This is a genomic window from Halalkalibacter flavus, from assembly GCF_036663575.1.
GTDB classification, from domain to species: Bacteria; Bacillota; Bacilli; order Bacillales; family Bacillaceae_D; genus Halalkalibacter; species Halalkalibacter flavus.
The window spans coordinates 18661-44111 of record NZ_JAWRVK010000004.1 but is presented as its reverse complement, the minus strand read 5'-3'; the positions used below and the strand labels follow the sequence as shown (position 1 = coordinate 44111).

At 37.8% G+C, this 25451-nt stretch carries 25 protein-coding genes; 2 read left to right on the top strand and 23 right to left on the bottom strand.

The genetic code is table 11. The features are described 5' to 3' along the window. Positions 1-107: 107 nt before the first annotated feature. From SAY88_RS03865 to SAY88_RS03855, 3 genes are all read right to left on the bottom strand, one after another. Positions 108-1550: a carbon starvation CstA family protein gene (locus SAY88_RS03865; protein ID WP_332629443.1), complete on the bottom strand. Its 1443-nt coding sequence runs from the start codon at positions 1548-1550 to the stop codon at positions 108-110. Positions 1551-1740: 190 nt separating this feature from the next. Further along, on the bottom strand, positions 1741-2475 hold the full coding sequence (locus tag SAY88_RS03860; protein WP_332629442.1) for a LytR/AlgR family response regulator transcription factor: 735 nt from the start codon (positions 2473-2475) through the stop codon (positions 1741-1743). Then, complete coding sequence (locus tag SAY88_RS03855) at positions 2472-4226, bottom strand: sensor histidine kinase (RefSeq protein ID WP_332629440.1); 1755 nt, start codon at positions 4224-4226, stop codon at positions 2472-2474. The genes SAY88_RS03860 and SAY88_RS03855 overlap by 4 nt, the downstream gene beginning before the upstream one ends. Positions 4227-4523: 297 nt before the next feature. On the opposite strand from SAY88_RS03855, the gene SAY88_RS03850 reads away from it, so the two are divergent. Then, on the top strand, positions 4524-4853 hold the full coding sequence (locus tag SAY88_RS03850; protein WP_332629439.1) for a hypothetical protein: 330 nt from the start codon (positions 4524-4526) through the stop codon (positions 4851-4853). A 519-nt stretch (positions 4854-5372) separates the two neighbouring features. Here the strand turns inward: SAY88_RS03850 and SAY88_RS03845 are convergent. The 10 genes from SAY88_RS03845 to SAY88_RS03800 all read right to left on the bottom strand — a co-directional run bounded on the left by SAY88_RS03845 (position 5373) and on the right by SAY88_RS03800 (position 14644). Next, positions 5373-5471: a YjcZ family sporulation protein gene (locus SAY88_RS03845; RefSeq protein ID WP_332629437.1), complete on the bottom strand. Its 99-nt coding sequence runs from the start codon at positions 5469-5471 to the stop codon at positions 5373-5375. A gap of 255 nt (positions 5472-5726) precedes the next feature. Further along, positions 5727-6059, bottom strand: coding sequence for a hypothetical protein (locus tag SAY88_RS03840; protein ID WP_332629436.1), 333 nt, complete (start codon positions 6057-6059; stop codon positions 5727-5729). 110 nt (positions 6060-6169) lie between these two features. After that, positions 6170-6838: a hypothetical protein gene (locus SAY88_RS03835; RefSeq protein ID WP_332629435.1), complete on the bottom strand. Its 669-nt coding sequence runs from the start codon at positions 6836-6838 to the stop codon at positions 6170-6172. Between the two features lie 345 nt (positions 6839-7183). Beyond that, positions 7184-7894: a gamma-glutamyl-gamma-aminobutyrate hydrolase family protein gene (locus tag SAY88_RS03830; protein ID WP_332629434.1), complete on the bottom strand. Its 711-nt coding sequence runs from the start codon at positions 7892-7894 to the stop codon at positions 7184-7186. 120 nt (positions 7895-8014) lie between these two features. Next, the gene (locus SAY88_RS03825; protein ID WP_332629433.1) at positions 8015-8932 is read right to left on the bottom strand and encodes an NAD(P)/FAD-dependent oxidoreductase; all 918 of its coding nucleotides are present in this window, start codon (positions 8930-8932) and stop codon (positions 8015-8017) included. A gap of 274 nt (positions 8933-9206) precedes the next feature. Beyond that, a complete protein-coding gene (locus SAY88_RS03820; RefSeq protein ID WP_332629432.1) occupies positions 9207-9644 on the bottom strand; it encodes a peptidylprolyl isomerase in 438 nt (145 codons plus the stop codon). A gap of 175 nt (positions 9645-9819) precedes the next feature. Beyond that, complete coding sequence (locus SAY88_RS03815; protein ID WP_332629431.1) at positions 9820-10455, bottom strand: bifunctional 4-hydroxy-2-oxoglutarate aldolase/2-dehydro-3-deoxy-phosphogluconate aldolase; 636 nt, start codon at positions 10453-10455, stop codon at positions 9820-9822. Between the two features lie 59 nt (positions 10456-10514). Further along, a complete protein-coding gene (locus SAY88_RS03810; RefSeq protein WP_332629429.1) occupies positions 10515-12041 on the bottom strand; it encodes a tagaturonate reductase in 1527 nt (508 codons plus the stop codon). Between the two features lie 37 nt (positions 12042-12078). Next, positions 12079-13575, bottom strand: a complete 1497-nt coding sequence (locus tag SAY88_RS03805; RefSeq protein WP_332629428.1) for a UxaA family hydrolase — start codon at positions 13573-13575, stop codon at positions 12079-12081. A gap of 100 nt (positions 13576-13675) precedes the next feature. Continuing rightward, complete coding sequence (locus tag SAY88_RS03800) at positions 13676-14644, bottom strand: bile acid:sodium symporter family protein (protein WP_332629426.1); 969 nt, start codon at positions 14642-14644, stop codon at positions 13676-13678. Between the two features lie 114 nt (positions 14645-14758). Between SAY88_RS03800 and SAY88_RS03795 the strand changes: the two genes are divergently transcribed. Further along, positions 14759-15754 carry a LacI family DNA-binding transcriptional regulator gene (locus SAY88_RS03795; RefSeq protein WP_332629424.1) on the top strand — a complete coding sequence of 332 codons (996 nt, stop codon included), beginning with the start codon at positions 14759-14761 and terminating at the stop codon, positions 15752-15754. A gap of 212 nt (positions 15755-15966) precedes the next feature. Here the strand turns inward: SAY88_RS03795 and lysA are convergent, their stop codons facing one another. From lysA to spoIIAA, 10 genes are all read right to left on the bottom strand, one after another. Next, the gene (gene lysA, locus SAY88_RS03790; protein ID WP_332629423.1) at positions 15967-17286 is read right to left on the bottom strand and encodes a diaminopimelate decarboxylase; all 1320 of its coding nucleotides are present in this window, start codon (positions 17284-17286) and stop codon (positions 15967-15969) included. Between the two features lie 284 nt (positions 17287-17570). Further along, positions 17571-19058: a spore germination protein gene (locus SAY88_RS03785; RefSeq protein WP_332629422.1), complete on the bottom strand. Its 1488-nt coding sequence runs from the start codon at positions 19056-19058 to the stop codon at positions 17571-17573. After that, entirely contained in the window at positions 19042-19617 is a 576-nt protein-coding gene (gene spoVAEA / locus SAY88_RS03780; RefSeq protein ID WP_332629420.1) for a stage V sporulation protein SpoVABEA, read from the bottom strand. Before spoVAEA ends, SAY88_RS03785 begins: the two co-directional genes overlap by 17 nt. 7 nt (positions 19618-19624) lie before the next feature. Continuing rightward, positions 19625-19978: a stage V sporulation protein AE gene (spoVAE, locus tag SAY88_RS03775; RefSeq protein ID WP_250097118.1), complete on the bottom strand. Its 354-nt coding sequence runs from the start codon at positions 19976-19978 to the stop codon at positions 19625-19627. A gap of 2 nt (positions 19979-19980) precedes the next feature. After that, on the bottom strand, positions 19981-20985 hold the full coding sequence (spoVAD, locus tag SAY88_RS03770) for a stage V sporulation protein AD (protein ID WP_332629418.1): 1005 nt from the start codon (positions 20983-20985) through the stop codon (positions 19981-19983). A gap of 14 nt (positions 20986-20999) precedes the next feature. After that, positions 21000-21464, bottom strand: coding sequence for a stage V sporulation protein AC (gene spoVAC / locus SAY88_RS03765; protein WP_332629417.1), 465 nt, complete (start codon positions 21462-21464; stop codon positions 21000-21002). 210 nt (positions 21465-21674) lie between these two features. Next, positions 21675-23573, bottom strand: a complete 1899-nt coding sequence (gene asnB / locus SAY88_RS03760) for an asparagine synthase (glutamine-hydrolyzing) (protein ID WP_332629416.1) — start codon at positions 23571-23573, stop codon at positions 21675-21677. 256 nt (positions 23574-23829) lie between these two features. Further along, a complete protein-coding gene (gene sigF / locus SAY88_RS03755) occupies positions 23830-24594 on the bottom strand; it encodes an RNA polymerase sporulation sigma factor SigF (RefSeq protein ID WP_332629415.1) in 765 nt (254 codons plus the stop codon). Between the two features lie 12 nt (positions 24595-24606). Beyond that, a complete protein-coding gene (gene spoIIAB, locus SAY88_RS03750; RefSeq protein WP_250097113.1) occupies positions 24607-25047 on the bottom strand; it encodes an anti-sigma F factor in 441 nt (146 codons plus the stop codon). 3 nt (positions 25048-25050) lie between these two features. Next, positions 25051-25401: an anti-sigma F factor antagonist gene (gene spoIIAA / locus SAY88_RS03745; protein ID WP_250097112.1), complete on the bottom strand. Its 351-nt coding sequence runs from the start codon at positions 25399-25401 to the stop codon at positions 25051-25053. Between the last annotated feature and the right edge of the window lie 50 nt (positions 25402-25451).

Sequence of the window (25451 nt, the reverse complement as noted above, 5' to 3'; positions counted from 1 at the left end):
ATTATGTAAAATATCAAACTAAAATCATTATTTTTACATATTTCGATTTAATAAGCTTAAAAAATAGGGAAAACCTGCATCCTCCAAGCGGATACAGGTTTCATATGTTACGCTGCCTTGCTCTCGTCTTCGTCTAACTCAAAATTCACTTCGGCGCGATTTAATTTAATTTTGTAAGCAAATAAAGCTAGAATAATTATTGTTCCAATTGTTGCAGCAACATAAGATGTTCCCATTGGCAGACCAAATCCGATTGGTGCATTGAAGATAAATGTTAACGAAACCATCGTCATAAATGTTGCTGGTATTGTTGCAACCCAATGAAATTTAAATTGAATAGCTAAATACATAGCACCAACAAATAAGGCAATTGCACTTATTGCTGCATTAGTTACACCAAAGTATCTCCATAATAAAGTGAAGTCCATTGTAGTCAGGATGAACGAAATCACGAATAATGGTAACGCAATCCAAAGACGACTAGTAATCTTCAACTGCGGAACTTTAATATAATCAGCAATAATCATTCGAGCCGAACGGAAGGCTGTGTCACCAGATGTGATTGGAAGAACAATGACACCAAGTACAGCTAACGTTCCACCAATTGCTCCTAACAATGTGAAAGCAACTTCACTAACAACAAGTCCAGCACCACCTGAGTCAATTAAAGCAGCTAAATCCGTTCCGTAAAATAAACTCATTGCAGCTGCTGCCCAAATCATTGCGATAATCCCTTCTACAATCATCATGCCGTAAAATACTTTGCGACCATTCTGTTCATTTTGAAGTGTTCTTGAAATAATCGGTGATTGTGTTGCATGAAATCCTGAAATCGCACCACAAGCAATGGTAATCATAAGAATTGGAAATACGGCTGTTCCAGCTGGATGCATATTCTCAAGTGTTAATTCAGGAATTGGTGCACCAGTGAAAATTAACATTCCTCCAATTCCAATCGCACTAATAACTAATAGTGCTCCTAAGATTGGATAAACTTTTCCAATGATTTTATCAACAGGCAACATCGTTGCTAAAATATAATAAGCGAAAATAACCGCTGTGATTATTCCTAGTGTAACTAACCCATCCATTAAGTTAAACAATAGTCCTGCTGGAGCTGTTACGAAAACGGTTCCAACAAGAAGTAACAAAAGAACAGCAATTGCATTGACAATATGCTTCATTGATTTCCCTAAGAACTTACCAGCTAATTGAGGTAAATGCGCCCCTTTGTTACGAATCGAGATCATACCTGTTAAATAGTCATGAACCGCCCCTGCAAAAATACAACCGACAACAATCCAGATAAAAGCCACCGGTCCGTAAAGCGCTCCCATAATTGGTCCAAAAATAGGTCCTACACCCGCAATATTTAATAGCTGTATTAACGAATTTCGATTTGTTCCCATCGGAATATAATCGACACCGTCTTTCATGCTATAAGCAGGAGTAGGTCTTGATTCCTTAACCCCAAACATTTTTTCAATGAATTTACCATACGTAAAATAAGCTATAATTAATAGTGCAATAGATACTAGAAATGTAATCATTGTTTAACACCTCTTTCTTTTGAATACGCTTTCATTATATCTTTTTACACCCTCTTTGTGTCGAAATTATGATAACGTGTTTAAAATAGTGACTAACATGTTTAAAATAATGTCCCACATGCAATAAAAGTTGTTCAAAATAATAAAAAAGATGAATGCACCCCACATTATGCATTCACCTTAATGGATATCACAACTCTAGACGCTCTCTTAGCGCCTTTACATAATTTCGACTAACTGGAATTTCTTCTTTTTGCCCAATCACTTTTAATTGATATGCACCATTGAACCAAGGGATTAACTCTTCAATTTTGTCTAAATTCACTAAGTAACTTTTGTGAGTTCGGAAAAAGGGGTACCCTTTTAATTTCTCTTCTAAATCTTTAATTGGCGTCCTTGAACTATATTTTCTCTCATTGGCGCAGATCATTGTTTCGCGATCTTCCCGAAACAGATAAGCAATATCTTTAGGAGAAAGATAAACAATTCGCCCTTCATCTTCTACTGCTAATTTACCTACACCTGCAGTTAGTTCTGCTCCATTTGAGGATGCAATGAGTCGTTCCTTCATTCGTTTTAACACTTCATCTATTTGTTCATCATCAAACGGTTTAACTAAGTAGTCTAGTGCTTGAACACGAAAAGCTTTTACAGCATAATCAGCATATGCGGTTGCAAAAACAATTAATGGAACGTGCTTCATATTTTGTAGTGCTTTAGCTAAATCTAAGCCAGACATTTGTGGCATTTCGATATCTATAAATACAACATCAGGCTCTTTTCGCATGACAACTTCTAGTCCTTTTTCCCCGGAATCGGCTTCGCCAACAATCTCCACTTCTTCATATTGATTTAAGAGAAAGGTTAACTCATCACGACTATAGGGTTCATCATCAATAATGACAATTTTTAATGTTTTTTTCAATTGCGCACCTCTCTTCTTTTTACCGGTATTGAAAATGAAACGGTTGTGCCTTTTCCAAGATCACTATCAATGCGTAGTGTCGATTCACTCCCATACATCATCTCTAACCTTCTATTAATATTAGCTAACCCTATCCCTGTACCTGTTTTGGACGTCACCTTTTCATTTCCTAGTTCTTGTATTCGCCCAGCCTCTATTCCTGTCCCGTTATCACAAATTAAGATGCACACTACATCTTTCTGCTTCTTTACAATAATAGATAGAAGACTATCCTGTTGCAGTTTCTTTAATCCATGCTTAATGGCATTTTCTACAATTGGTTGTAACGTCATTGGCGGTACCCTGCCAATTAGTGCCTCATCATCAATCTCATACTGAACAGACAATTTATCCGAAAAACGAGTTTGCTCAATTTCTAAATAAGCTTTCACATGTTTAATTTCTTCTTCTAAAGAGGTTTCAGTCGCAGTCGTTCCAGCTAAATTTTGTCTAAAAAAATGCGAAAGTGAAATTAACAGTTTTCTCGCTTTCATAGGATCAGTTCTTACTAAAGCAACAATAGTGTTTAAAGCGTTAAATAAAAAATGAGGACTGACCTGGGCCTGTAAAGCTTTAATCTCAGCTTGCTTAGCGAGCTCCAAATGACGTTCTACTTCAGAGAGTTCAAGCTGATGACTTAATAATGTTGACAACCCTTTGCTTAATTCAATGGTTGTTGGGGAAGGACCTTTTTCATTCTTGAAGTAAAATTTTAACGTGCCAATCGTTTGTTCCTTGATTTTTAAAGGGGCAATAATTGCAGCTTGTAACAAGCAGTGATTTTCCCCGCAATCTATTTCCTCCTGTTTGGCAATGACAAGCTTCCCATCTTTTAAGACTCGCTTTGTTGCAACGGTCTGTACCTTTTTATTAGGTAGATGATGATCCTCCCCTACACCTGCAAATGCAAGGATTTTTTCGTGATTGGTAATAGAAACGGCATCAACTCGGATTTCTTTTAATAAAATTTGACACGTAGGGAAAGCAGATTGTTCCGTTAATCCTTTCCGTAAATACTTCAATGTTAAATCTGCTAACTTTAATGCCTTTTGAGCTTGAATGGAGCCCATTCTCTCTTCTTCTTGGATGACATTACGTATAATTAAAATAAAAATAGCTGTCCCAATCCCATTTGCAACGATCATCGGAACACCAATATCCTGAACTAATAACAAGGCACGATCATAAGGGCGTGCAAGTAATAAAATGACTCCCATTTGAACTGCTTCTGCGAGCATTCCTACAATTAATGCTGTTTGTAAGGAGATGATTCGAGTGTTTTTTTTCTTTTTATAAAAATAGCCTGCAATTGCCCCGGCAATAATTGTCGACACCCCACAGGCAAAACCTGTAAAGCCACCTAGTAAATAACGGTGAGCTCCTGCAATTACTCCTGCTCCCACTCCAACTTTCCACCCACCTAATAGCCCTGCTACAACAACCCCTATCACACGGGAATTTGCAATCGCTTCACCATCTCCCAAATCGATTACCCAGCGGAAATACGTAGCTTGTTCAGGGTTAATCTTCAGTCCTGTATATGTACCAATAATTCCAAATAACCCAAAAATAGCAATGACACTCATTCTTGATCTTTTGGAAATTTCACGCCTTTCGATTAAGTGACGTACAAACTTAAACCGAGTCATAACAAAAGCCACTGTAACAATGATTCCTAAACGCTCAAGCATGACTAATATTAATTCCCACATCGTTCTATCTCCTAAATTGCATTGTCATTAAGCTGTTACTCTAGGAACAACCTTCTGTAATCTTATTACTAATTATACTCTATATCATTCTAAAGCATCCTCTTACTAAAGAGTTTCATTAGGTAAATTACAAGACACCCTATTATTTAGTGATTATCACAAACTATATTCATTCATCCAGTTCGTCAATTGTGATTATTTATAAAAAATAGGTGTTTCACATAAAGACAAACACCCTTTCCTCCATTAGACAAATTGCATAGACTAATAGCGGAAAGGACATAAGGAGGAATAATAATGAAAAAGGAAAAATTAGAATTTGAATATGATCTAGGAATTGACCTAGATAAACTTAATGTAGATGTTAATTTAGTAGAAGATTTCAATAAAAAATTCATGGAACTCTGTTTGGTAAAATTACAAAAAAGGAAACAAGAGAAATTAGCAGGCGATACCCTTCCTAAGGAATCTGAACTTAAAGGCCATGCCACTCTTAGTCAAGATGAACAACATGATCTAGCTAACCCTGAAACTCTTAGTCAAAACAACGAAGAAAGTGATAAAATTCTTGATTCAACAGACAAAAAGAAGAAGAAAAAGAAGAAAAACAAGAAAAAGAAGAAATAAAGACTGCAAATAATCCTGTGATTAGTAGGAAACATACACATCTCCCCTTAAGGATTTGTGTATGTTTACATAAACGTTTATTTTCTAATTATTAAGATCTTTAACACAGCTGGCGCAATTGTCTATACACATTGTGCATCATGTCCAGCTCCACTAATCATCATCTTATAAGAATAGCCTCATAATTTAGTTGACATCTCAAGTAAATTGGCCAGATCTTCGTCAAACCAAACTGTATCACGTGACCACATTTTTGTTAATTTGATCTGACACTCCCTCTGGTTGATAATACAGTCCGCTTGCTCTGCGCTATGTAGCTCCACCTCTGATATGACCTCCGCATCCTTATGACGTGCCTCCAATGAAACCACAACCTTATTTGGGATTACTGTATGTATGTTCGGTTAAACATTTAGCCGACCATTGTATATATAAATTCTCCGTCTAGTAACGAAGAACTGCCCCAAAACCGTTCAAAACGTTTTGAGACAGTCATTCTTTCATCATTTAAAACTCATTTTAGTAACCGTACCCTGCGCAAGCACATCCGATAATAACTAACAAGATGAACAATACAACGATTAACGCAAAGCCACCTCCGTGTGCAAATCCTGACATGCGTAACACCCCCTTTACGTTAGGTCAAATAGCAAAACTTAACTGCTATTCTTGGTACTATATGCAATTTACTTTCAACTTGTTTGGGTTAATTAATTGTTTTTTTAGAATTATCCTGAATGTGTTTTCAGACTAATTAAAAAGGATTTTCTAATTAAAACAGTAACCCAAGAAGGGATAGTATTCGCACCTCACTACCCCTTTTTCCTCGTTGCTATTTATTTGTATGATTTCTGCAAGCAACCTGCACTACACTTAAATCCAAGAAAATCCTCTACGGGGCTTATCATCCTCATCAGGACTTGATTCTACTTTTCTAGGAGGCCCAAACAAAAGTCTTGCCCAAGGGTCAACTATTTCTTTTTTCTTTGGCTCTTCTTTCTTATCTTCGACCGGCTTTTCAGGTTTCTTTTTATCAGGAATTTTCTTCTTATCGTCAGGCTTACAATCATCAATTGGCTTTTTTACATCCTCAATCGGCTTAGTTGGTTTTGGTTCTTTTCTGTCATGAAGAGGCTGTAGCGGCATAGGACTTCTACGCTCTGCTAACGGCTGTAATTGCTCTAAAGGCTTTTTCTTTTGTGTCATCTTCAAATCTCCTCCAAAGTTTTTCGATATGGTATTACCATATGGAGAAATGACACGGAATGATTGGGTATATGAGCACCTTTTTTAACATTTTCAAGAAAAGTTATAGCTTACAAAATCATTACACTGTCTAATGTATGAAAAAAACGCTTTGATTGAAAAGGTTGTGATTCCGCATCTCGACTTAATTGAAGAAACTCACTAACATTCATGTTCACTTCTTCTTCAAGTGAGTTGATTCCTAAAACTGGCTCATTTTCATATTCATTCACTAACCAACTGGCTAGTCCACTTGGAGAGCGAAGGATATTAAAAGATGTAACAACATGTTCAACATTAATAGATTCAAGCAACCTTAAAGCTTTTTCTAATTGAAAAAAGGCTGTTTCATCATCTTTTGTCCAGGCCGTTTGCACGAAAGATAATACTTCTTGCATCGTTTCTTTTGTATTAGGTTCAAATTGTTCCCGTAGTGGCAATTGGTCAATTAACGAAGAGAACGTTCCATCACCTAGCATAATTGTCTTCGGATCCATTTCATGGATCATAAAATATCCTATGAAGGCCGTTGGCAAAAAGATATATTGTAGGAATCCTGTTACAGCTTTAATGTTTGGAAACAGTAGTCGAATTGACTCCTGTTGTCCTGAATAAATATTCAAAATCTGTCCTACAAAAATTAAATCATTTTGTTTATATATTTGTGTTGACGGAGATAACCATTTATCGCCACTCTTTGCTTTTTCCTTCCAATACTCAGCATATCGGTATTTGCTCATCTTGCACCAACTTTCTTAAAGTATCACTGAAAAAAGACAGTCCTACTTCAAAATTAGGACTGTCCAACGTTGTCAAATAATTGATAGATCTTTTTATTATTAACTAAATATGTCATTTTATACGTTTAACATATGAATACAGTATTGGCGGGTCTTATGTTGAAGCAAAAGTGGAATATGGTTATAAATAACTACTTAATAATTTAAATTAATTATATCAAACGCTTTATTGACTCTACAATATGCAAAATTTATTTATTCGTAGCACCAATATTGAATAAGAACGACCACCTAAAAAGTAGAGCTTAAAAACAAAAAGTATTTAGGACCAACCCAGAACACCTTTTAATTCTTACATGCTTGTAAAAAAGATTCAAAGATTACATGTGCATAATTATCATTATCCCCATTTGGTAACATTCCTTCAGGATGCCATTGGAGCCCTAATACAAAAGAGTGTACTTTACTTTCAATTGCCTCAATTATTCCGTCACTAGCGGTTGCACTAAGTTGAAAATTGGCTGCGACTTTTCGATTTGCTTGATGATGGTAGCTATTAACTTTAAACTTCAACATATCTGTAATTTGGTGTAACAAAGATCCATCCTTCACATGGACATAATGAGATCCATGCGTCATCGGTGCAAGTTGTGTGTGTTGGAGAAGGTCCTTGTTTATTTGACTATAGATATCTTGGAACATGTCTCCGCCAACAGCGATATTCAATATTTGACAACCTCTGCAAATTGCTAAAATTGGTTTATCTCTTATTAAAAACTCCTTAATCATGTGCATTTCAAATTTATCTCGATTAGGACGTATTAACCCAAGTTTAGGATGAGGCTCTTCCCCAAACAATGTTGGATCAATGTCACCACCACCCGAAAGAAGGAGTCCATCAAGAAGCTCTACAAGTGACTCAAGTGAATTATGTTCAACAATATTTGGAAGAACGACCGGGATTCCTCCTGCGTTTGTCACTGCTTTTACATATTGGTGAGAAAGCATACTCTCCTTATTATCTTCTGATGTTGAAATTCCTATCAAAGGTTTCAATTCGTACCAACTCCTCAAGCTTTGTAGATAACGAAGGTGCATTTAACAAATATTTATTACGTTTTTCCATCTTTATACTTAAATAAGCCTGCAACCAAGATGCAGGCACATGATCTTTATTTACTTTTTCAGCCAATCTTCCTCAACAAATTCATGATTCATATTTACGCCTGTTTCATACCCTTCGGCTGCCGCTCCCATTAACCCAGTAAATCGTTTTGCTGCATCGCCAATAATGTAGAGGCCATTTACACTAGTCTTGCCATGTTCCTTTGTTTCAAATGCTCCATTTTTTGCTAGGGTTACACCAAGTTTTTCCGGAAGCATTGTCGCTTGTTCAGCACCTGTATTAACGATAAAAGCCGCTTTTCTGTTAATCGTTTCGCCGTCCGTAAAGACAAATTCCTTTAATAAACCATCTGTAGAAGTTATTTCTCTTATTTCTGTTTCGATTAAGCGGATACCGTGTTCGGCAACCTCTTTTTTTTCTATTTCTTTAAGTTCGGCCGGCCCATTCGTGGCGACGAGTAAATCTTGACTCCAATTATAGATCAAACGGATATAGTGAATGAGATCTTTTTGATTTCCAATAACAGCAAGAGGTAAGTCACGATGCTCCCACCCGTCACAATAAGGACATGAAAAAACCGATTTTCCATACGTTTGTTCTAACCCGCGAATCATTGGTAAGTGTTCCTTTAATCCAGTGGCAAAAATGATTTTTCGACTAGAGATGATTCTCCCTGTTCGTGTCGTTGTTTTAAAACGAGTATTATCATTTTTAACATCTTCAACTAGATCGTCTATAATCGTCACTTTGTCATACTTTTTCATCTGTTCAAGAGCTATTTCTCTCAGCTCAAAGGGTTTAATTCCGTCACGTGTTAGGAATCCGTGGGATTCATATGTTACTTCATTTCTAGGATGTCCTGAATCAATCAACACAACGCTTCTACATGATCTGCCAAGCACTAATGCCGCGCTTAAACCACCAGGTCCACCGCCGACAATTGTCACATCAACCGTTCGATGTTCCATCCCTAATCTCCTTTCTTCCTTTTCTTCTAAAAAAGCAAAATAAAAAAGGCAGACCTAGTCTGGAGGGCACTGAAAAAGGGTGTTTTTCCCTTTTTCAGTGCCCTCTAAGCAATGTGCGAAGCCGCTGCTATTTTTTAAAAAAAGCCTACCATGAGTGATTTTCTCATAGCAGGCTTGCAGCGTGCGGAGCCATTGCTACTTAATCGAGCCGTAGAAAAAGGTTGAATTTTACCTTTTTTTGTGGCTTCCCTAGTCTGCCCCTAATTCTCACGTATTACTCTTCATCCCAAACTTTTACTTCTTGCATCGTATCGCCTTGTTTAATACGGTATACAGAATCAAGACCTTCTACAACTTGTCCAAATACTGTATGCACACCATCTAAATGAGGTTGCGGCTCATGCACGATGAAGAATTGGCTACCGCCCGTATCTTTTCCTGCATGTGCCATAGAAAGAGCACCTGCAACATGCTTATGTGGATTACCTTGTGTTTCACATTTGATTGTGTAACCAGGACCTCCAGTACCATTTCCAACTGGGCAGCCACCTTGAGCTACAAACCCTGGAATAACACGGTGGAAAGTTAATCCGTTATAGAACCCTTCATTCGCTAGCTTTTCAAAATTTTCAACGTGACCTGGTGCAGCTTCTGGATAAAATTCAATAACGAGCTTTTCACCATTTTCAAACGAAATAGAACCTTTTTTCATATGTATAGCCTCCAATTTGATTTAGATTCACTTTATTGTACACGATTCAGATTCCAATGTGAAATTGAAATGATTAACGTAAACATTTTATGAATAATTTGAGCTATTGATATTGTCCAACCTCTAATCAAAAAGCTGTTGAAAATATTTTCTCAACAGCTTTACCATATATCTCTTACTCTCTTGCTAGCTTGACAGTTTCCACAAATTTCTTAGCCTTATCCGTTATAGAATGAAGTGCCTCCTCATTAATCGTAGCTGGTACAAGGGTACTCCCAACACCTAGGCCTACTGCACCCGCTTTAATGTAATCGGCCGCATTCGCTAAATCAATGCCTCCTGTCACCATTAATGGAATATGAGGTAACGGACCTTTAATATTTTTTATATATGAAGGTCCAACAGTATTTGCTGGGAACACTTTTATTAGATCAGCACCATTTTCATAAGCAGTCAAAATCTCTGTCGGAGTAAAGGCACCAGGAATACTTAGTACGCCATATCGCTTAGACAGCTTAATTGTTTCTGCATTAACCGTTGGAGAAAAAACAAATCTTGCTCCAGATAAAATGGCTGCTCGTGCCGTTTCTGGATCTAAGACAGTCCCCGCCCCTACGATCACATCATCATTCTCAAGCTCTATTGCTACTTTCTCGATAATTGACATGGCTCTTGGTGTTTCCACTGTAATTTCAAGGGCCTTAACGCCCCCTTCCCTTAACGCTTTACCTATTTCAACAATATTTTCGGGCTTTGAACCACGTATTACTGCAACGATTCCACTTTCTGTAATCTGTTCCAATAAACTCATCGCTTCCTCCAATTCAATAACGTCACAATGCCAACGTTGTTATTTTTGTCAATAGTTGCTTATTTTGTAGCTGCTTTAGCAAGTTTCCTTACACTTTTCTTCATGCCATACAGTAATATGCTTGATACATTACTTGCAACCAATTCGTTAAGTCCTTCTATTTCATTTAATTTTATACCCCAAAGCTCTTCATCTTCTAATACCGACGCTGTTAAGCGGGAAACATCTGCACCGTCATTCTCAAATTGCTCCCACGCTTTTGTTAACGCCGAAAGTGCTTCTTTATTATCACGAATCGTATATTCGTCATTGCCCCGTCGTCCAATTAGAAAATCTCCATCATTTCGATCAGGACGATAATAGACAATGAGAGCTGCTAGTGAAAACAATATCGATTGCGGCAACTTCTTTGTTTGCTTTATATAATCCAACATAGAAGGAATGAGTCTTGATTTGTATTTATAAACAGCATTCATACCGATATCCGTTAAAAAATGCTTGTTATATGGGTTTTCAAATCTTTCTATGACTGATTCAACAAACAATCTCTTTTCCTTCTCATCCATCTTCACAGTAGGAAAGATCTCCTCAATCATACCGTTTTTCACAAATTCACCTAAATCAGGATCCTGTATCGCTTCTAAGACGGTATCAACACCAGATAGGTAACAAACCGAAAACATCATTGTATGAGGGCCATTTAATAACCGAACTTTTAATTCACGATATGGCGTAATCGGACCCCATTTCACATTTAAACCAGCTTGATGAAACGGTAAGCGCTCTGCCACATCCTCCCCTGCCTCAATGGCAAATAAATGGTACGGTTCTCCGGCTGTTAAAAGAACATCTTCATACCCAAGAAGGTCTCTATACTCCTCAACATTGTCTTTAGGATATCCTGTCACAATCCGGTCGACTAATGTATTGCAAAACTGATTATGATTGTTGACCCAAGTAATAAACTCCTTAGGCATATTCCATTCTTTTGCATATCGTAGAACAAGCTCTTTTAGTACGTCACCATTTCCTTCTACTAATTCGCACGGGATTAAGACTAAACCTGCCTCAGGCTTTGTGTTCATCACCTTATAACGATGGTACAAAAAGGCTGTAACCTTTCCAGGAAAAGATAAAGGCGATTTTTGCTTATCATATGTTTCTTCTAAGTAGGTAAGGCCGGCTTCAGTTGTATTAGAAAAAACAAACTGAATGTCGGGTGATTCTGCTACCTTTAAAACTTCGTCCCAATTGCTATATGGATTAATACCTCTAGAGATCGATGAAATAATTTCGTTACGTTCCACGATCTGCCCATTTTCAATCCCTCTTAGAGCAAGAGTGTATAACCCATCCTGAGCATTAAGCTTTGGTACAACTTTCCCGTAAGGTGTTGGCTGTATCGCTACCACTTTCCCATTAAACAACCCTTGTTTATTTAATTCATGAATCATCCAATCCACAAATCCTCTTAAAAAATTCCCCTCTCCAAATTGAACAATTTTTTCTGGCAAGTGATCTTGATTTTCATATGTTACTTGAGCAGAAAGGTTTTCTAATTTTATTGAAAGGCTTAATTGTTCCAATTAAAAATCACTCCTTAGTTGAGTTTGCGAAAAAGAATTATAAAATGACACCATCTTTAAAGATGGAAATCTCTTTAAATCCGTTCTTTTCATTATTAGTACGAACGTCTCCTGAAGCTAATTCAATGATGTAATCAAACAATTCATCTGTCAGTTCATCCATTTCTTTTCCATAAATAAGTTCACCAGCATTGAAGTCAATCCAGTTTTTCTTCTTCTCAAAGAGCTTACTGTTCGTTGACATTTTTACTGTTGGAACAGGTCCACCAAACGGAGTTCCTCTTCCTGTTGTAAAAATGACGATATGTGCTCCTGAGGCTGCTAACGCCGTAACCGATACAAGATCATTCCCAGGTCCTTGAACTAAATTCAGCCCAGGCTCCGTTACGCGTCCTCCGTATGGCAATACATCGTTGACAGGAGAGAATCCTCCTTTTTGAACACAGCCTAGTGACTTTTCTTCTAACGTTGTAATACCGCCTTTTTTATTACCTGGTGACGGATTTTCATAGACTACTTGCTCATGCTTAATAAAGTATTCTTTAAAGTCATTGACTAAATCAACAATCATACTGAAAACCTTTTCATTTTTTGCCCGGTTCATGAGAAGTGTTTCTGCTCCAAACATTTCAGGTACTTCTGTTAAAATCGATGTACCTCCGTGTTCGATTAATTTATCCGAAAAGGACCCTACAAGTGGGTTCGCTGTAATTCCTGAAAAGCCGTCAGAGCCTCCACATTTCAAACCGACCTTTAATTTTGATACAGGTACTTCTTCACGTGTGAACGTTTTTGCATAGGAAACAATCTCATCAAGTAGTTCTAACCCTTCCTCTAACTCATCATCAGCTTCTTGTACGCTTAAAAATCTCACTTTGTTCTCATCAAAATCACCAATCACTTTTTTGAATTCAGCAATATGATTGTTCTCACAACCTAAACCAAGTACTAGAATACCTGCAGCATTAGGATGATGTACGAGATTACTTAATATCTTCTGCGTATTGTGAAGGTCATCCCCAAGTTGGGAACAGCCAAACAGATGCGGGTAATGATATACACCGTCAATGCCCTCGCCCCTGTACTGACTATCAGCCATCTTCGCCAAAAGCTCCGCCGTTTTATTAATACAACCTACTGTGTTTATAACCCAAATTTCATTTCGAATTCCAACCTCGCCATTTGCTCGAACATAACCTTTAAACGTTCGTTGCTCTGCTTGACTAATTGACTGAGAGGTTTCGTTTGGAGTAAACGTATATTCTAATGTTCCTGATAAATTCGTTTTCGTGTTATGAGTATGAACCCAATCCCCCACTTCAATTGTTTCTGTTGCATGCCCAATTGGAAATCCATACTTCCTTATATCTTGATCCTTTTCTATTGTTGCTATCGCCACTTTATGTCCTGTTGGAATAGCAACCTTTAAAGGAATGTTTCTATCTTCAAATTGCAAGGTCTCCCCAGCTTCATAATTTTTAAGTGTGACAACTACATTATCAGCCTTATTAACTAAAAGATAATTTGAGCTCATATTGACCTCCTTTTTATTATTTTCATAGAGTTCAAGAAAAATAACAACGTTGTTATTTTAATTTTATAAAAGGGGACGGTAAATATCAATTAAGAAAAAATTAATTTACTAACTTATACTGCTTTTGATCTTGCTCTTTCTTCTGTAAATAATTTGAAAGAATCCGACCATAAAATGCTGCCAGCGTTTGTTGAAAAAGCGTTCCGAGGACAATAGGTACGGAAACAGGAGCTGGAAAATATAAAATAGCTATAGTCGCCCCGACACTTATATTTCTCATCCCACTATTAAACAATAAACTTATGATTACATCGTTTTCAAATCTTAAGAGCCTCCCTAAAACGACACCAAGTAAGTAACCTAGTGACGCGATACAAAAAACAATCATTGCAATAGAGATAAGTTTCCAATTAAAGCCTAAAACAGGAGCTGCTACGGAACTATTAACGGCAATAACAAAAAATAAGCCCAGTTTAGAAAAAGGAGCGAGTGTCCCTTTCACATCTTTCGTCTTTAGCGCTGGAATATAATTTAAAGCAATCCCTAATAACGATGGAATAACAATCATTAAAAACAAATTCGACATTAAACTCCATGTATTAATGTCAATGCTCGCACCAACAAACAGGTGCAGAGAAAATGGGATAACAAATGGGGCTAAAAGTGTGTTCACTAAGACAATTAATAATGAAACAGAGGAATTTCCTTTATAAATCGAAACCCACATCAAACTAATTACTCCTGTTGGAATAATAAAGGCAATAATTAATCCTACAACGGTTAAATAATCACTTGGAAAAAACAAATGTCCTAACAGAAAAGCAATACATGGCATTAGAAGTTGAATGATCCCCAGTGAGAGAAAAATCGGTTTAGGGTGTACGATCGCAGTCTTAATCTTTTCTATTCTTACCCCAATGCTACTCGCTAAAGTAATAAAGGCAAAAACCCATGGAACGAAAACAACCCACGACTGAATGTAATTGGATAAAACCAAACCTAACACGACACTACTTGGTGTTATAAAGGGCATCGCTTTTTCTAAATGCTGATTTATAGTCTGAATCATACTCATACTCCTCACTTTAATTCCAACTCGTACGTTTCACTTATAAATCTTACTTTACTTTGATATAATAAGTAAATAGATTAACAACGTTGTAATTTTAATTGGAGGCAGACTATGGGGATAACAATAAAGGATATAGCCAAGCATGCAGGAGTAAGCTACTCAACGGTATCAAAGGCTTTAAGAGACAGTCCATTAGTGAAAAAACCGACGAAAATAAAAATTATGAAAATAGCAGAAGAATTAGGGTATCAACCGAACGTAGCGGCAAGAAGCCTTGTGCAAAAAAAGTCGTTTACAATCGGAGTCGTTTGGCCAAGTGTCGAAAGAATTGCCCCGTCAATTTTGATTACAAAAATAAACGACCTTTTAGAAGAAAAATCCTATACAACACTTTTGTCTATTAACAAAGTTGAATCAGCGATTGCTACATTCAACCGGTTTCAAGTAGACGCTATCTTAGTTTTCGGAGAAAATAAAACCGTTCTTAGTGACTCTTCTATTCAGACAACCGTTCCGATTCTTTATTACGGACTGAAAGAAAACTCAACGTATCCAACGATTGATGTCAATCGAAGAAAGGCAATTAAATTAGCTGTGAATTACTTACAAGAAATTGGTCATAAGAAAATTGCTTTTATAGGTGACTTATCAGACGTTGATCCTCTTCAAAAAGAGAAAGCAATCGGTTTTTTTGAAGCGATGAACGTTAAACGAGCTTCCGAATTACCTGACTTAGTAATCCCTACTAATGGTCTAGAAGTTCATGACGGATTTCATGCTGCAAAAACTTTACTATCAAATAATACGGATATAACAGCCATAATTAGCGGGAGCTATGATTTAACACGTGGGATTCTTCGAGCAACTAGCGAGCTGGCTCTTCACGTGCCAAAGGATCTCTCTATTATTAGCTATGACAATATTCCACAGTCAGACAACTTAGAGGTAACGTTATCTACTGTAGGTGTACCTGTAACTAGAATTGCCAAGCAAATTAATGAAGCCCTTCTATCTATCATAGAAGGGAATGACATTCAAGACTCCATTATTTTAGAGCCTGAATTAAATATTGCTAACTCTTGTGCTCCTTTTGGGTGGTATGACTGATTAAACGAGTATTAGGGGGTGTCAAAAGTCAAAAATAGACTTTTGGGCACCCCCTAAGCAATAACCGGAATCTCTATATCTTTTTATACTCCTTGTAAGGACTGGGTCTTTTCTCGCAAGCTGAGTAGCGAACGGAGCATTTCCGCTTTTGTTCCGGACAAAAAGAAGACTGTCAACCTGTAATGTTGGCAGTCTCCTTTAAATTCAGTCAGCTATTTTGCTACTTTTTTTACAAGTGGTAAATCTAAACGAATTAAATCTTCATAACGCTCACGTCTAATCACTTCAAACGCCTCTCCGTCCTCAACAAACACAACAGCAGGACGAGGAATTCGGTTGTAATTATTAGCCATTGCATAACCATAAGCGCCTGTACAAAATACAGCTAAAATATCTTCATGGTTTGCTTTTGGCAAAGGCAAATCCCAAATTAACATGTCGCCACTTTCACAACATTTACCTGCAATGGAAAATGTTTCAGTCGCTTCTTCATTTGCTCGATTTGCTAGAACTCCTTCATACTCTGCCTGATACAATGCTGGACGAAGGTTATCACTCATTCCACCATCAACAGCAAGGTAATCTCGAACATTTGGAATATGTTTTTTAGAACCAATCGTATAGAGCGTCGTCCCTGCATCCCCAACAAGTGAACGGCCGGGTTCAATCCAAATTTCTGGCATCGTAAGATTAGCTTCAGCAGCTTTTTGCTTAACAACTTCAATCATCTTTGTCACATATTCACCGGCTGGAAGCGGAGTATCTCCTTCAATATAACGAATTCCAAAGCCACCGCCTAAATTTAAAACGGTTGGGATAAAGCCAAAGCGCTCTTTCCACTCAACTACTAATTCAAACATTTTCTCAACGGCCATGACAAAGCCCGTTGTTTCAAAAATTTGAGAACCGATATGACTGTGTACACCCAACAGGTTCAACCACTCATCTTCAAAAGCAGTTTGAACAGCTTCATGCACTTGACCACTTACGAGATCAAAGCCAAACTTTGAATCTTCTTGTCCTGTTGAAATGTAATCATGCGTATGAGCTTCGACCCCTGGTGTGATTCGAAGTAATATATTCATTTTGTAATTCTTTTCTTTACTGATACGACTTAATTCAGTTAGTTCATAAAAATTATCAACTACGACACAACCAATTTGAGCTTCAACAGCCATTTCGAGCTCTTCTAAACTTTTATTATTGCCGTGAAAATGTACACGCTCCATTGGAAAACCGGCTTCAATTGCTGTAAATAGTTCTCCTCCAGAAACGACATCCAAGCTTAATCCCAACTCATCAGCAAGTTGGAACATCGCCATACAGCTGAATGCTTTACTCGCATAAGCTACTTGGTATGGGACATTTTCCTTTTTAAATGCTTCTTGAAATTGCAAAGCGCGTTCACGAATAAGTGCAACATCATAAACGAATAATGGTGTTCCATATTGCTTTGCAAGTTCAACTGTATTAACACCGCCTATTACTAAATGGCCTTGTTCACTAATTTGACTCGTTCCGTGTGTATACATCCATGGTCTCTCCTTTTATCTGTTTCAACAGAGTTGACTCACGCTGAAAATGGCAGCTTCCCCACCAACCCTTAGTCCTATAAAAAAACAGCTAATGCTACTACACTAGCTGCTTAAATGGCATTTATTCTCCACTACAGTTTGCAGTGATATTTAAGTCATGAAAATTAAAAATGAATGTCTATACTTTATCATAATAACGAGTTTTGATCAAGACTATGTATATACCCCTCGGAGTAGGGGTCAGACCCCGCTTTATCTCACTAAAGCGGGGTCTGTATACATTATTCTGATTTTTGCTTGATTGGATCTTGCGGGTGAAGAAAAGTAGGTCGATATCTCATGGATGGTACCGATGAACGAACAAGTATGTGCCAAGCAGAGACTGGGTCAAATGGCAGAAATGGCCACAAATATGGTTTTGCAAATGTTTTAATTGATGCTAAGAATAGAACAAATATGGTCATCCCAATTATAAACCCAGGTGCTTTAAAGGCAGCAACGGCAACAAGTAGGAACACTCGAATAGCACGTAAGGCAACCCCTAATTCATAACTTGGTGTTGCAAACATACCAATGGCACCTATCGCTACATACAAAATAACTTCCGGTGTGAAATAGCCAACCTCAATCGCGATTTCCCCAATTAAAAGAGCTGCCACTAAACCAAGAGCTGTAGCTAATGGAGAAGGTGTATGAATGGCTGCCATCCTCAGTAGTTCAATTCCAAGTTCTGCAAATAGTATTTGTAAAAATACAGGAATGTTGGTCGTTTCATTTGGACCAATAAAATCTAAAGCTGGTGGCAATAGATTTGGATTCATCGTAAGCAACAGCCAAAATGGTAAAATAAGTAACGAAAACATAATCCCAATAAACCGTGTCCATCGTAAAGCTGTCCCTATAAACGGTGCTTGGCGATACTCTTCAGCATGTTGAACATGGTGAAAGAATGTTGTTGGTGTAATAATTACACTTGGTGACGTATCGACCATAATGAGTACATGCCCCTCAAGTAAATGATTCGCCGCAACATCAGGTCGCTCTGTATATCTAACGAGAGGAAATGGGTTAAATCCTTGTTTCACAATATATTCTTCAACTACTTTATCTGACATTGTCAAACCATCGATGTTAATCGCTTTTAATTCTTTTTTTAGAATTTCAACCATTTTCGGATCCGCTACCCCATCAATATAGGAAATACAAATATCCGTTTGTGATCGTTGACTGACTCTCATGATTTCATTTCTTAGCCGATCGTCTCGAATACGTCGACGAGTAAGAGCTGTATTAATAATAATGTTCTCCGTATAACCATCACGAGATCCACGTACAACTCGTTCTGTATCAGGTTCTTCTGGTCCACGTGTTGGGTAACTTCTAACATCAATGACAATTGCCCGATCTTCACCTTCCACTAGAATGAAAACAAGACCGGAAAGCATTTGAGTCGTCGCATCTTCTAAGTTATCAACGAATTCCACTTGTACATGGGGTAGGTGATTTATAATTGCTTGTTGTACATTCGTCGTTTCATTTACTCTCCCTCGGGACTCTAACAGCATCAATTCCCTAATCTGTTCAATAATGAACTGAATGTCGCACAATCCATTAACAAAGTAAATTTGAATATGCTTATCAAGAACTGTTAATGTTCGAACCCCAACGTCAAACGATGTACCAAAACCAAGTCTTTTTTTCAGCTCAGCCTCATTTTCAACAATATTTCGTGATATCGGGGTCTCTTTCTTCTCATGTGCTTGACTCATGATATCCGCTCCGTTCCAAAATGATTTCCACTGCTTGCTTTGTAATAGGGGCTCCTCTTTTTAATGCATCAAATCCAGCCATCTTCCCAATGTCCCCTACACCAACCACAACAGGAATATCTAATTCATCCAAAATATAGACCGTATCGCCATTTATTCTTCCTATTTCTAAATCTGGTATTCCTTCCTTATCGACTCCAAATTCTGTTAAATGGCCATACCTGTCTATACTGATATCTACATGAGTCCACTCACTAGAGTGGGTTGAAGAAGCTACAGCAATGGCTCCGAGTACTTCTATTTGTGGATGAGTCGCTACAAAGTGCATCGCCTTTTCTCCGACTCCCTCATCTCGCTGGCCACAATCATCAAACATAACAAGAACAGGATCATAAGGAGTTTTCATAATGAGAGAGACGATCTCTTCCCCACTAATAGGGGTAGGATTCCCATATGAGTAACTTATACATCTCCCGCCTATTTCTTTAGCTACAAATTCAACAACTTGCTTGGCGTGTTCATCTCCATCTGTAATCAGTATCACTTTTCGTCTCTCCATTATTTGATCACCCCTTTGGTTTAAAGAAGATTGCTACTAAAAAACTGAACAAAATCGTTGAGGAAATTCCGACTGATGTAACCTCAAAAACACCCATACCAATTCCAAAAAATCCATAGCGGTCCCCTTCTGACATCGCTCCATGAACAAGAGCATGTCCAAAGCTAGTAATAGGAACCGTTGCACCAGCTCCAGCAAAGTCAATCAATCGATCATATAAATGAAATCCATCAAGCAAAGCTCCCGCTACTACTAGCGTGCTTAAAGTATGAGTCGGGGACAACTTGCCAATATCCATCAGCATCTGCCCAAGAAAACAAATAAACCCTCCTACGACAAAGGCTGCAAGATACTCAAACATGCCTACTCCTCCCGTTCAAATGCAACTGCATGAGCGATACTTGGAATTGATTCTTTTTGTTGGATCATTAAAGGACTTAATAGCGCTCCTGTTGCAACAACAAGCATTCGCTTAATCCTGCCTTCTTTCATTTCTTTAAAGAGATGTCCAAATGTGACAACAGCTGGACAAGCGGCTCCACTACCTCCTGAAAAAACAGGCTGCTCTTGGTGATAAATCATCACACCGCAATCTTCATACCGATCAAGTGTTATTCCCTTATCTTGTACTAGCTTGCGCAATATTCCACTTCCTACACGTGAGAGATCACCTGTTACGATCACATCATAATAAGATGGATCACGTCTCGTCTCTTTTAAATGTGTAATTAAAGTATCTGCAGCAGCTGGCGCCATCGCTGACCCCATATCAAAAGGCTGTTTAATTCCATAATCTCTCACCTTCCCAATTGTTGCATCTGTCACTTTTATCAAAGAAGGCTTTTTACCAATGACGACAGCACCTGCTCCCGTTACAGTAAATGTAGATGAATCAGGACGTTGCCCTGCAAATTCAGTAGGATAACGAAATTGACGCTCAGCAGTTGCATTATGACTGCTTACGGCAGTTAACGTTAAATTTGCTGTACCTGTATCTACAAAAAGTGCCGCTAGTGCTACTCCTTCCATAACTGTTGCACAAGCAGCAAACAAACCAAAATAGGGAATATCTACTTCCCTTGCATAATAATTAGATGTAACAATTTGATTGAGTAGATCACCAGCAAAAAAATAATCCATTTCCTCGCTTTTCTTTTCTGCCTCCTTTAATGCAACCTCTACTGCATCTTGCATTAACTGACGCTCAGCTAACTCCCAATTTTCTTGCCCGGCATACAAATTATCGTAGCTCACATCAAAACAGCTTCCGAGGGGACCTTTTAACTCTTCTGGGCCAACTGCAGTTCCAGCCCCCTGTATGTATACAGGTTGATCAAAATGCCATGTTTGCTTCCCTCGTCTCTCCAACTCAAACACGTCCTTTACGAATTAATCAACATTTCAACAAGCATCCTAGTTAGCCCTACTAAATAAGCAGAAAGCACACCAAATGCAATTACGGCTCCAGTTAATTTGAACATATTCGCACCAATCCCAAACACTAATCCTTCACTTTTATGCTCTAGAGCAGCACTCGTCATTGCATTCGAAAATCCAGTCACAGGAACCAACGAACCAGCCCCAGCAAACTGACCAAGCTTGTCGTAAATTCCGAACCCTGTTGCTAAAGCGGCCAATAAAATCAACGTTGCCAAAGTCGGACTCATTGCTTCTTCTTGTGTAATAGGCAAAAAAGTCATATATATTCGGCTAATTCCTTGTCCAATCGTACAAATTAAGCCACCTATTAAAAAAGCTTTTAAGCCATTTTTTATAACATGACTCTTTGGTTGATAAAGCTTTATATTTTTTTGATACAATTTCTTTTGTTGCTCATCGACTGCCATTTTCCTATCCCGCCTCCTAATTACAACCTTTCCCTTACTTACCACACGAAAAAATCAGTAATCTTAGTGAGGTATAAATAATATAGATGGTTGCTGTAACGTTAGTATGACTATTGCATCGACATATCATTCTAGCAATGGGTCCTTTTTTAAGAAATGGAATAAAAAAACCGAACAAGGAACATTATGTTCCTTGTTCGGTCCATACATTTAAATACTGACCTTCACCATTTTATCTTCCATATTTCGCTCTTTTAACCAACTTGTGTAATCATATTTCTGTTCTATATAGACTTGATGCCAAATCATAAAGGATAAGACAGTCCAAATTTTCCGACTGCGATCTGCTTTATCTAAGCAATGTTCTTCAAGGAGATGATGAACATACGTTTTATCTAGGTAAGCATCTGTCTCACTGTCTGAAATTAACTTCTTGGCATAGTCATACCATTCGTTTTTTAACCAATGACGAAGAGGTACTGGAAAGCCTAGCTTCTTACGCATAAATACATGGTCTGGTACAATTCCTTCAAAAGCTTTCCGTAAAATATATTTTGTTGTCCCATTTGTCGTTTTCCACTCAACGGGAATGTGAGAGGCTAGCTCAAACACCTCTTTATCCAAAAATGGCACGCGTAATTCGAGCGAATGAGCCATTGTCATTTTATCAGCTTTTACTAATATATCTCCACGTAACCAAGTGTATAGATCTAAATGCTGCATGCGATTGACAGAATGCTGCTGACTAGAATGTTCATAGATTTTTTTCGTTATTAATTCATTTGAAAACCCCGCATTGTAAGAAATAAGGAGCTTTTCCTTTTCTAATTCTGTGAACATCTTTGCATTGCCAATATATCGTTCTTCCAGTGGGGTTGTCCCACGTTCAAGAAAACTCTTACCTTTCATACCTTCTGGCAAAATTGCTGCTAGTTTCCGCAGCTTTTTCTTTAGTACTGTTGGAACGTACTGAAAACAAGCTAGACTTTGCGGTTCTCGATAAATATTATACCCACCGAAAAGTTCGTCTGCTCCTTCACCAGAAAGGACGACTTTCACCCTTTCACTTGCTTCCTTGGCAACAAAGTAAAGTGGAACACAAGCCGGATCAGCTAAGGGATCATCCATGTGCCACATGATCTTAGGTAACTCCTGCCAATACTCTTGCGCTGTAATCACTTTGCTATAATTTTTAATATTAAGCTTTTCTGCACTTTCTTTTGCCACATCTAATTCACTATAGCCATCTTGGCTGAACCCAACCGAATATGTTTCTAGATCCGGTTTAATATCTTTAGCAATGGAAGCGATGATTGTGGAATCAATTCCTCCTGAAAGGAATGATCCAACTGTTACATCACTACGCATATGTTTTTCGACAGACTCATACATCTTCTCTCTAATTTGCGATACCCAGTCTTCCTCCGTTTTATTAACGGGGCTAAACATCGGTTTAAAATATGATTTTATAATTGCTTCCTGCCCTATTTTCTTAACAAGATAATGTCCAGGTTCTAGCTTAAAAATATCTTTAGTAAGTGAGTATGGTTCAGGCACATACTGAAAGGACAAATAATGATGAAGAGCCTGTGAATTAACTTCTGAATTTTCGTCAATTTCTAAGCTTTTCTTTTCAGAAGCACAGATGAAACTGTCTTTACCTTCTTTATAGAAGAAAGGTTTGATTCCAAAATGATCACGCGCAGCAAACGCCTTCTTTTCATGACTATCCCATATAACAAAAGCAAACATTCCTCGTAAATACTGTATAACTTGTTCCCCTACTTCACTATATAGAGCAAGAATCACTTCTGTATCCGAATCCGTTTCAAAGTGCTTGCCTTTAGCTAAAAGATCTTGTCTTAATTCAACATAATTATAAATCTCTCCATTAAAAACGATCCAATATCGCCCATTCATATAGGAAAGAGGCTGATAGCCACCTTCTAAATCAATAATACTTAAGCGGCTAAATCCTAATTGAACATGGTCTCCATTCATATACCCTTCCTGGTCCGGACCACGATGAGGAATCATTTTGTTCATTTCTTTAAGTTTATAAACACTTTTTTGAGGTTCATTAAAAATACAGGCTACAAAGCCACACATAAACTTGCACCTACTTTTCTTCTAAAATATACTTTTCGTAGTATGAGGAGTAACTACAACTCGTATTCATTCATTAGACGTAGGTTTTCGTAGAGAGGATTCATATATGTATAAATTTTTTTCACTTGGAAATACAGGCTATATTTTAACAATTAAAATAAACTGCACATCATCACTTAAAGGCAACAAATGCAATACAAAAAAAGGGCACAGAAAAGATTTTTACCTTTTTGTGCCCTATAAGTACTCTTTCTATCTACATATCTCCCATTTCAAGCTTCATTTGCTCAAGAATTTTCTTCTCAAGCCTTGATACTTGAACTTGGGATATTCCTAACCTTGTTGCCACTTCTGATTGTGTTTGATCTTTGTAATAACGAAGATAAACGATCAGCCGCTCCCTCTCATCAAGGTCACGAATGGCCTCTTTTAATGCAATCTTATCAAACCATTTTGTCTCCGTTTGATCAGCTATTTGGTCTAACAACGTAATTGGATCTCCATCATTTTCATAGACAGTTTCATGAATAGAAGAAAGGGATCTGCTCGCCTCCCCTGCAAACACAACTTCTTCTGGTGTAATTTCTAATGCCTCAGCAATTTCGTTCACTGTCGGTGTTCGTCCTAATGATTTCGTCATTTCATCCTTCATTTTGCGGATTTTATTTCCTAACTCTTTAATGGAACGACTTACTTTAACAGTTCCATCATCACGAAGGAAACGTTGAATTTCACCAATGATCATAGGAACAGCGTAGGTTGAGAATTTTACGTCATAGGACAAATCAAATTTATCAACTGATTTGATGAGCCCTATGCAGCCAATTTGAAACAAATCATCAGCTTCATAGCCCCGATTCATAAAACGTTGAACAACAGACCAAACAAGTCTCGTGTTACGATTAACAATTAAATCCCTAGCATCTTGGTCCCCTTCCTGACTCCTAGCAATGAGCGCCTTTACTTCGGAATCAGAAAAATGTGCCTGTTTCTTCTTTTGTTGTTTTACCTCGACATCCATAGGCAAAACTCCTTAATTACACATAGCTTTGCTATTTGTAAGTGTTTTTTTTACAAAGACAGTTGTACCAATCATCGGTTCAGATACCACTTGCAGTTCATCCATGAAATTTTCCATGATTGTAAAGCCCATGCCTGAACGTTCAAGCTCTGGCTTTGTTGTAAAGAGAGGCTGGCGCGCTTCCTCAATATCTTGAATGCCCATCCCCTCATCACGAATTGTGAGTTCTATCGTTCCATTGTTAAGCGTACAATGAATATAGACCATTCCGTCCGGCTGATTATGATATCCATGAATGATCGCGTTTGTGACAGCTTCAGATACAACCGTCTTAATCTCCGTCATCTCATCCATAGTAGGATCTAGCTGAGCAATAAACGCTCCCACTGTCACACGTGCAAACGACTCGTTTTGGCTCTGGGCTGAAAACTTTAAATCCATTACATTTTGCATCGCTTAAGCCACCCCCAAAGTTTGTAAAGCAAATTGTTCACTGTCTTCTAAGCGGATAATTTTAAACAATCCTGACATTTCAAACAAGCGTTTCACAGATGGAGAGATTGCACAAACAACCATTTCCCCACTATTTGCTTTTACTTGTTTATATCTACCTAAAATAACACCTAAACCAGAACTATCCATGAACGATAATAACTCTAAGTTTAAGACAATATGCTTTACCTGACCATCAGCGAGTACTTGTTCAACTTGACCTCGTAATTCCTCTGCCGTATGGTGGTCAAGTTCGCCCTGCAACCTTACGAGTAACACACTACCTTTTTGTTCTAAATCAATTTGTAAACTCATTTCAATCACTCCCTCTAGTTCGCTCACAAGTATGAGTTATCATAGTGAAT

Coding starts and splice junctions, on each gene's coding strand:
- spoVAE (WP_250097118.1), bottom strand. CDS start 19,978: ATGTTTGAGTATCTTGCAGCCTTTGTCGTAGGAGGGTTTATTTGTTTT.
- SAY88_RS03845 (WP_332629437.1), bottom strand. CDS start 5,471: ATGTCAGGATTTGCACACGGAGGTGGCTTTGCGTTAATCGTTGTATTG.
- SAY88_RS03865 (WP_332629443.1), bottom strand. CDS start 1,550: ATGATTACATTTCTAGTATCTATTGCACTATTAATTATAGCTTATTTT.
- SAY88_RS03825 (WP_332629433.1), bottom strand. CDS start 8,932: ATGGAACATCGAACGGTTGATGTGACAATTGTCGGCGGTGGACCTGGT.
- SAY88_RS03835 (WP_332629435.1), bottom strand. CDS start 6,838: ATGAGCAAATACCGATATGCTGAGTATTGGAAGGAAAAAGCAAAGAGT.
- sigF (WP_332629415.1), bottom strand. CDS start 24,594: ATGGATGTCGAGGTAAAACAACAAAAGAAGAAACAGGCACATTTTTCT.
- SAY88_RS03800 (WP_332629426.1), bottom strand. CDS start 14,644: ATGATTCAGACTATAAATCAGCATTTAGAAAAAGCGATGCCCTTTATA.
- SAY88_RS03815 (WP_332629431.1), bottom strand. CDS start 10,455: ATGAGTTTATTGGAACAGATTACAGAAAGTGGAATCGTTGCAGTAATA.
- spoIIAA (WP_250097112.1), bottom strand. CDS start 25,401: ATGAGTTTACAAATTGATTTAGAACAAAAAGGTAGTGTGTTACTCGTA.
- SAY88_RS03840 (WP_332629436.1), bottom strand. CDS start 6,059: ATGACACAAAAGAAAAAGCCTTTAGAGCAATTACAGCCGTTAGCAGAG.
- SAY88_RS03820 (WP_332629432.1), bottom strand. CDS start 9,644: ATGAAAAAAGGTTCTATTTCGTTTGAAAATGGTGAAAAGCTCGTTATT.
- SAY88_RS03795 (WP_332629424.1), top strand. CDS start 14,759: ATGGGGATAACAATAAAGGATATAGCCAAGCATGCAGGAGTAAGCTAC.
- SAY88_RS03850 (WP_332629439.1), top strand. CDS start 4,524: ATGAAAAAGGAAAAATTAGAATTTGAATATGATCTAGGAATTGACCTA.
- SAY88_RS03805 (WP_332629428.1), bottom strand. CDS start 13,575: ATGAGCTCAAATTATCTTTTAGTTAATAAGGCTGATAATGTAGTTGTC.
- spoIIAB (WP_250097113.1), bottom strand. CDS start 25,047: ATGCAAAATGTAATGGATTTAAAGTTTTCAGCCCAGAGCCAAAACGAG.
- spoVAEA (WP_332629420.1), bottom strand. CDS start 19,617: ATGGAGAGACGAAAAGTGATACTGATTACAGATGGAGATGAACACGCC.
- lysA (WP_332629423.1), bottom strand. CDS start 17,286: ATGTATACACACGGAACGAGTCAAATTAGTGAACAAGGCCATTTAGTA.
- SAY88_RS03785 (WP_332629422.1), bottom strand. CDS start 19,058: ATGAGTCAAGCACATGAGAAGAAAGAGACCCCGATATCACGAAATATT.
- SAY88_RS03855 (WP_332629440.1), bottom strand. CDS start 4,226: ATGTGGGAATTAATATTAGTCATGCTTGAGCGTTTAGGAATCATTGTT.
- asnB (WP_332629416.1), bottom strand. CDS start 23,573: ATGTGTGGCTTTGTAGCCTGTATTTTTAATGAACCTCAAAAAAGTGTT.
- spoVAC (WP_332629417.1), bottom strand. CDS start 21,464: ATGGCAGTCGATGAGCAACAAAAGAAATTGTATCAAAAAAATATAAAG.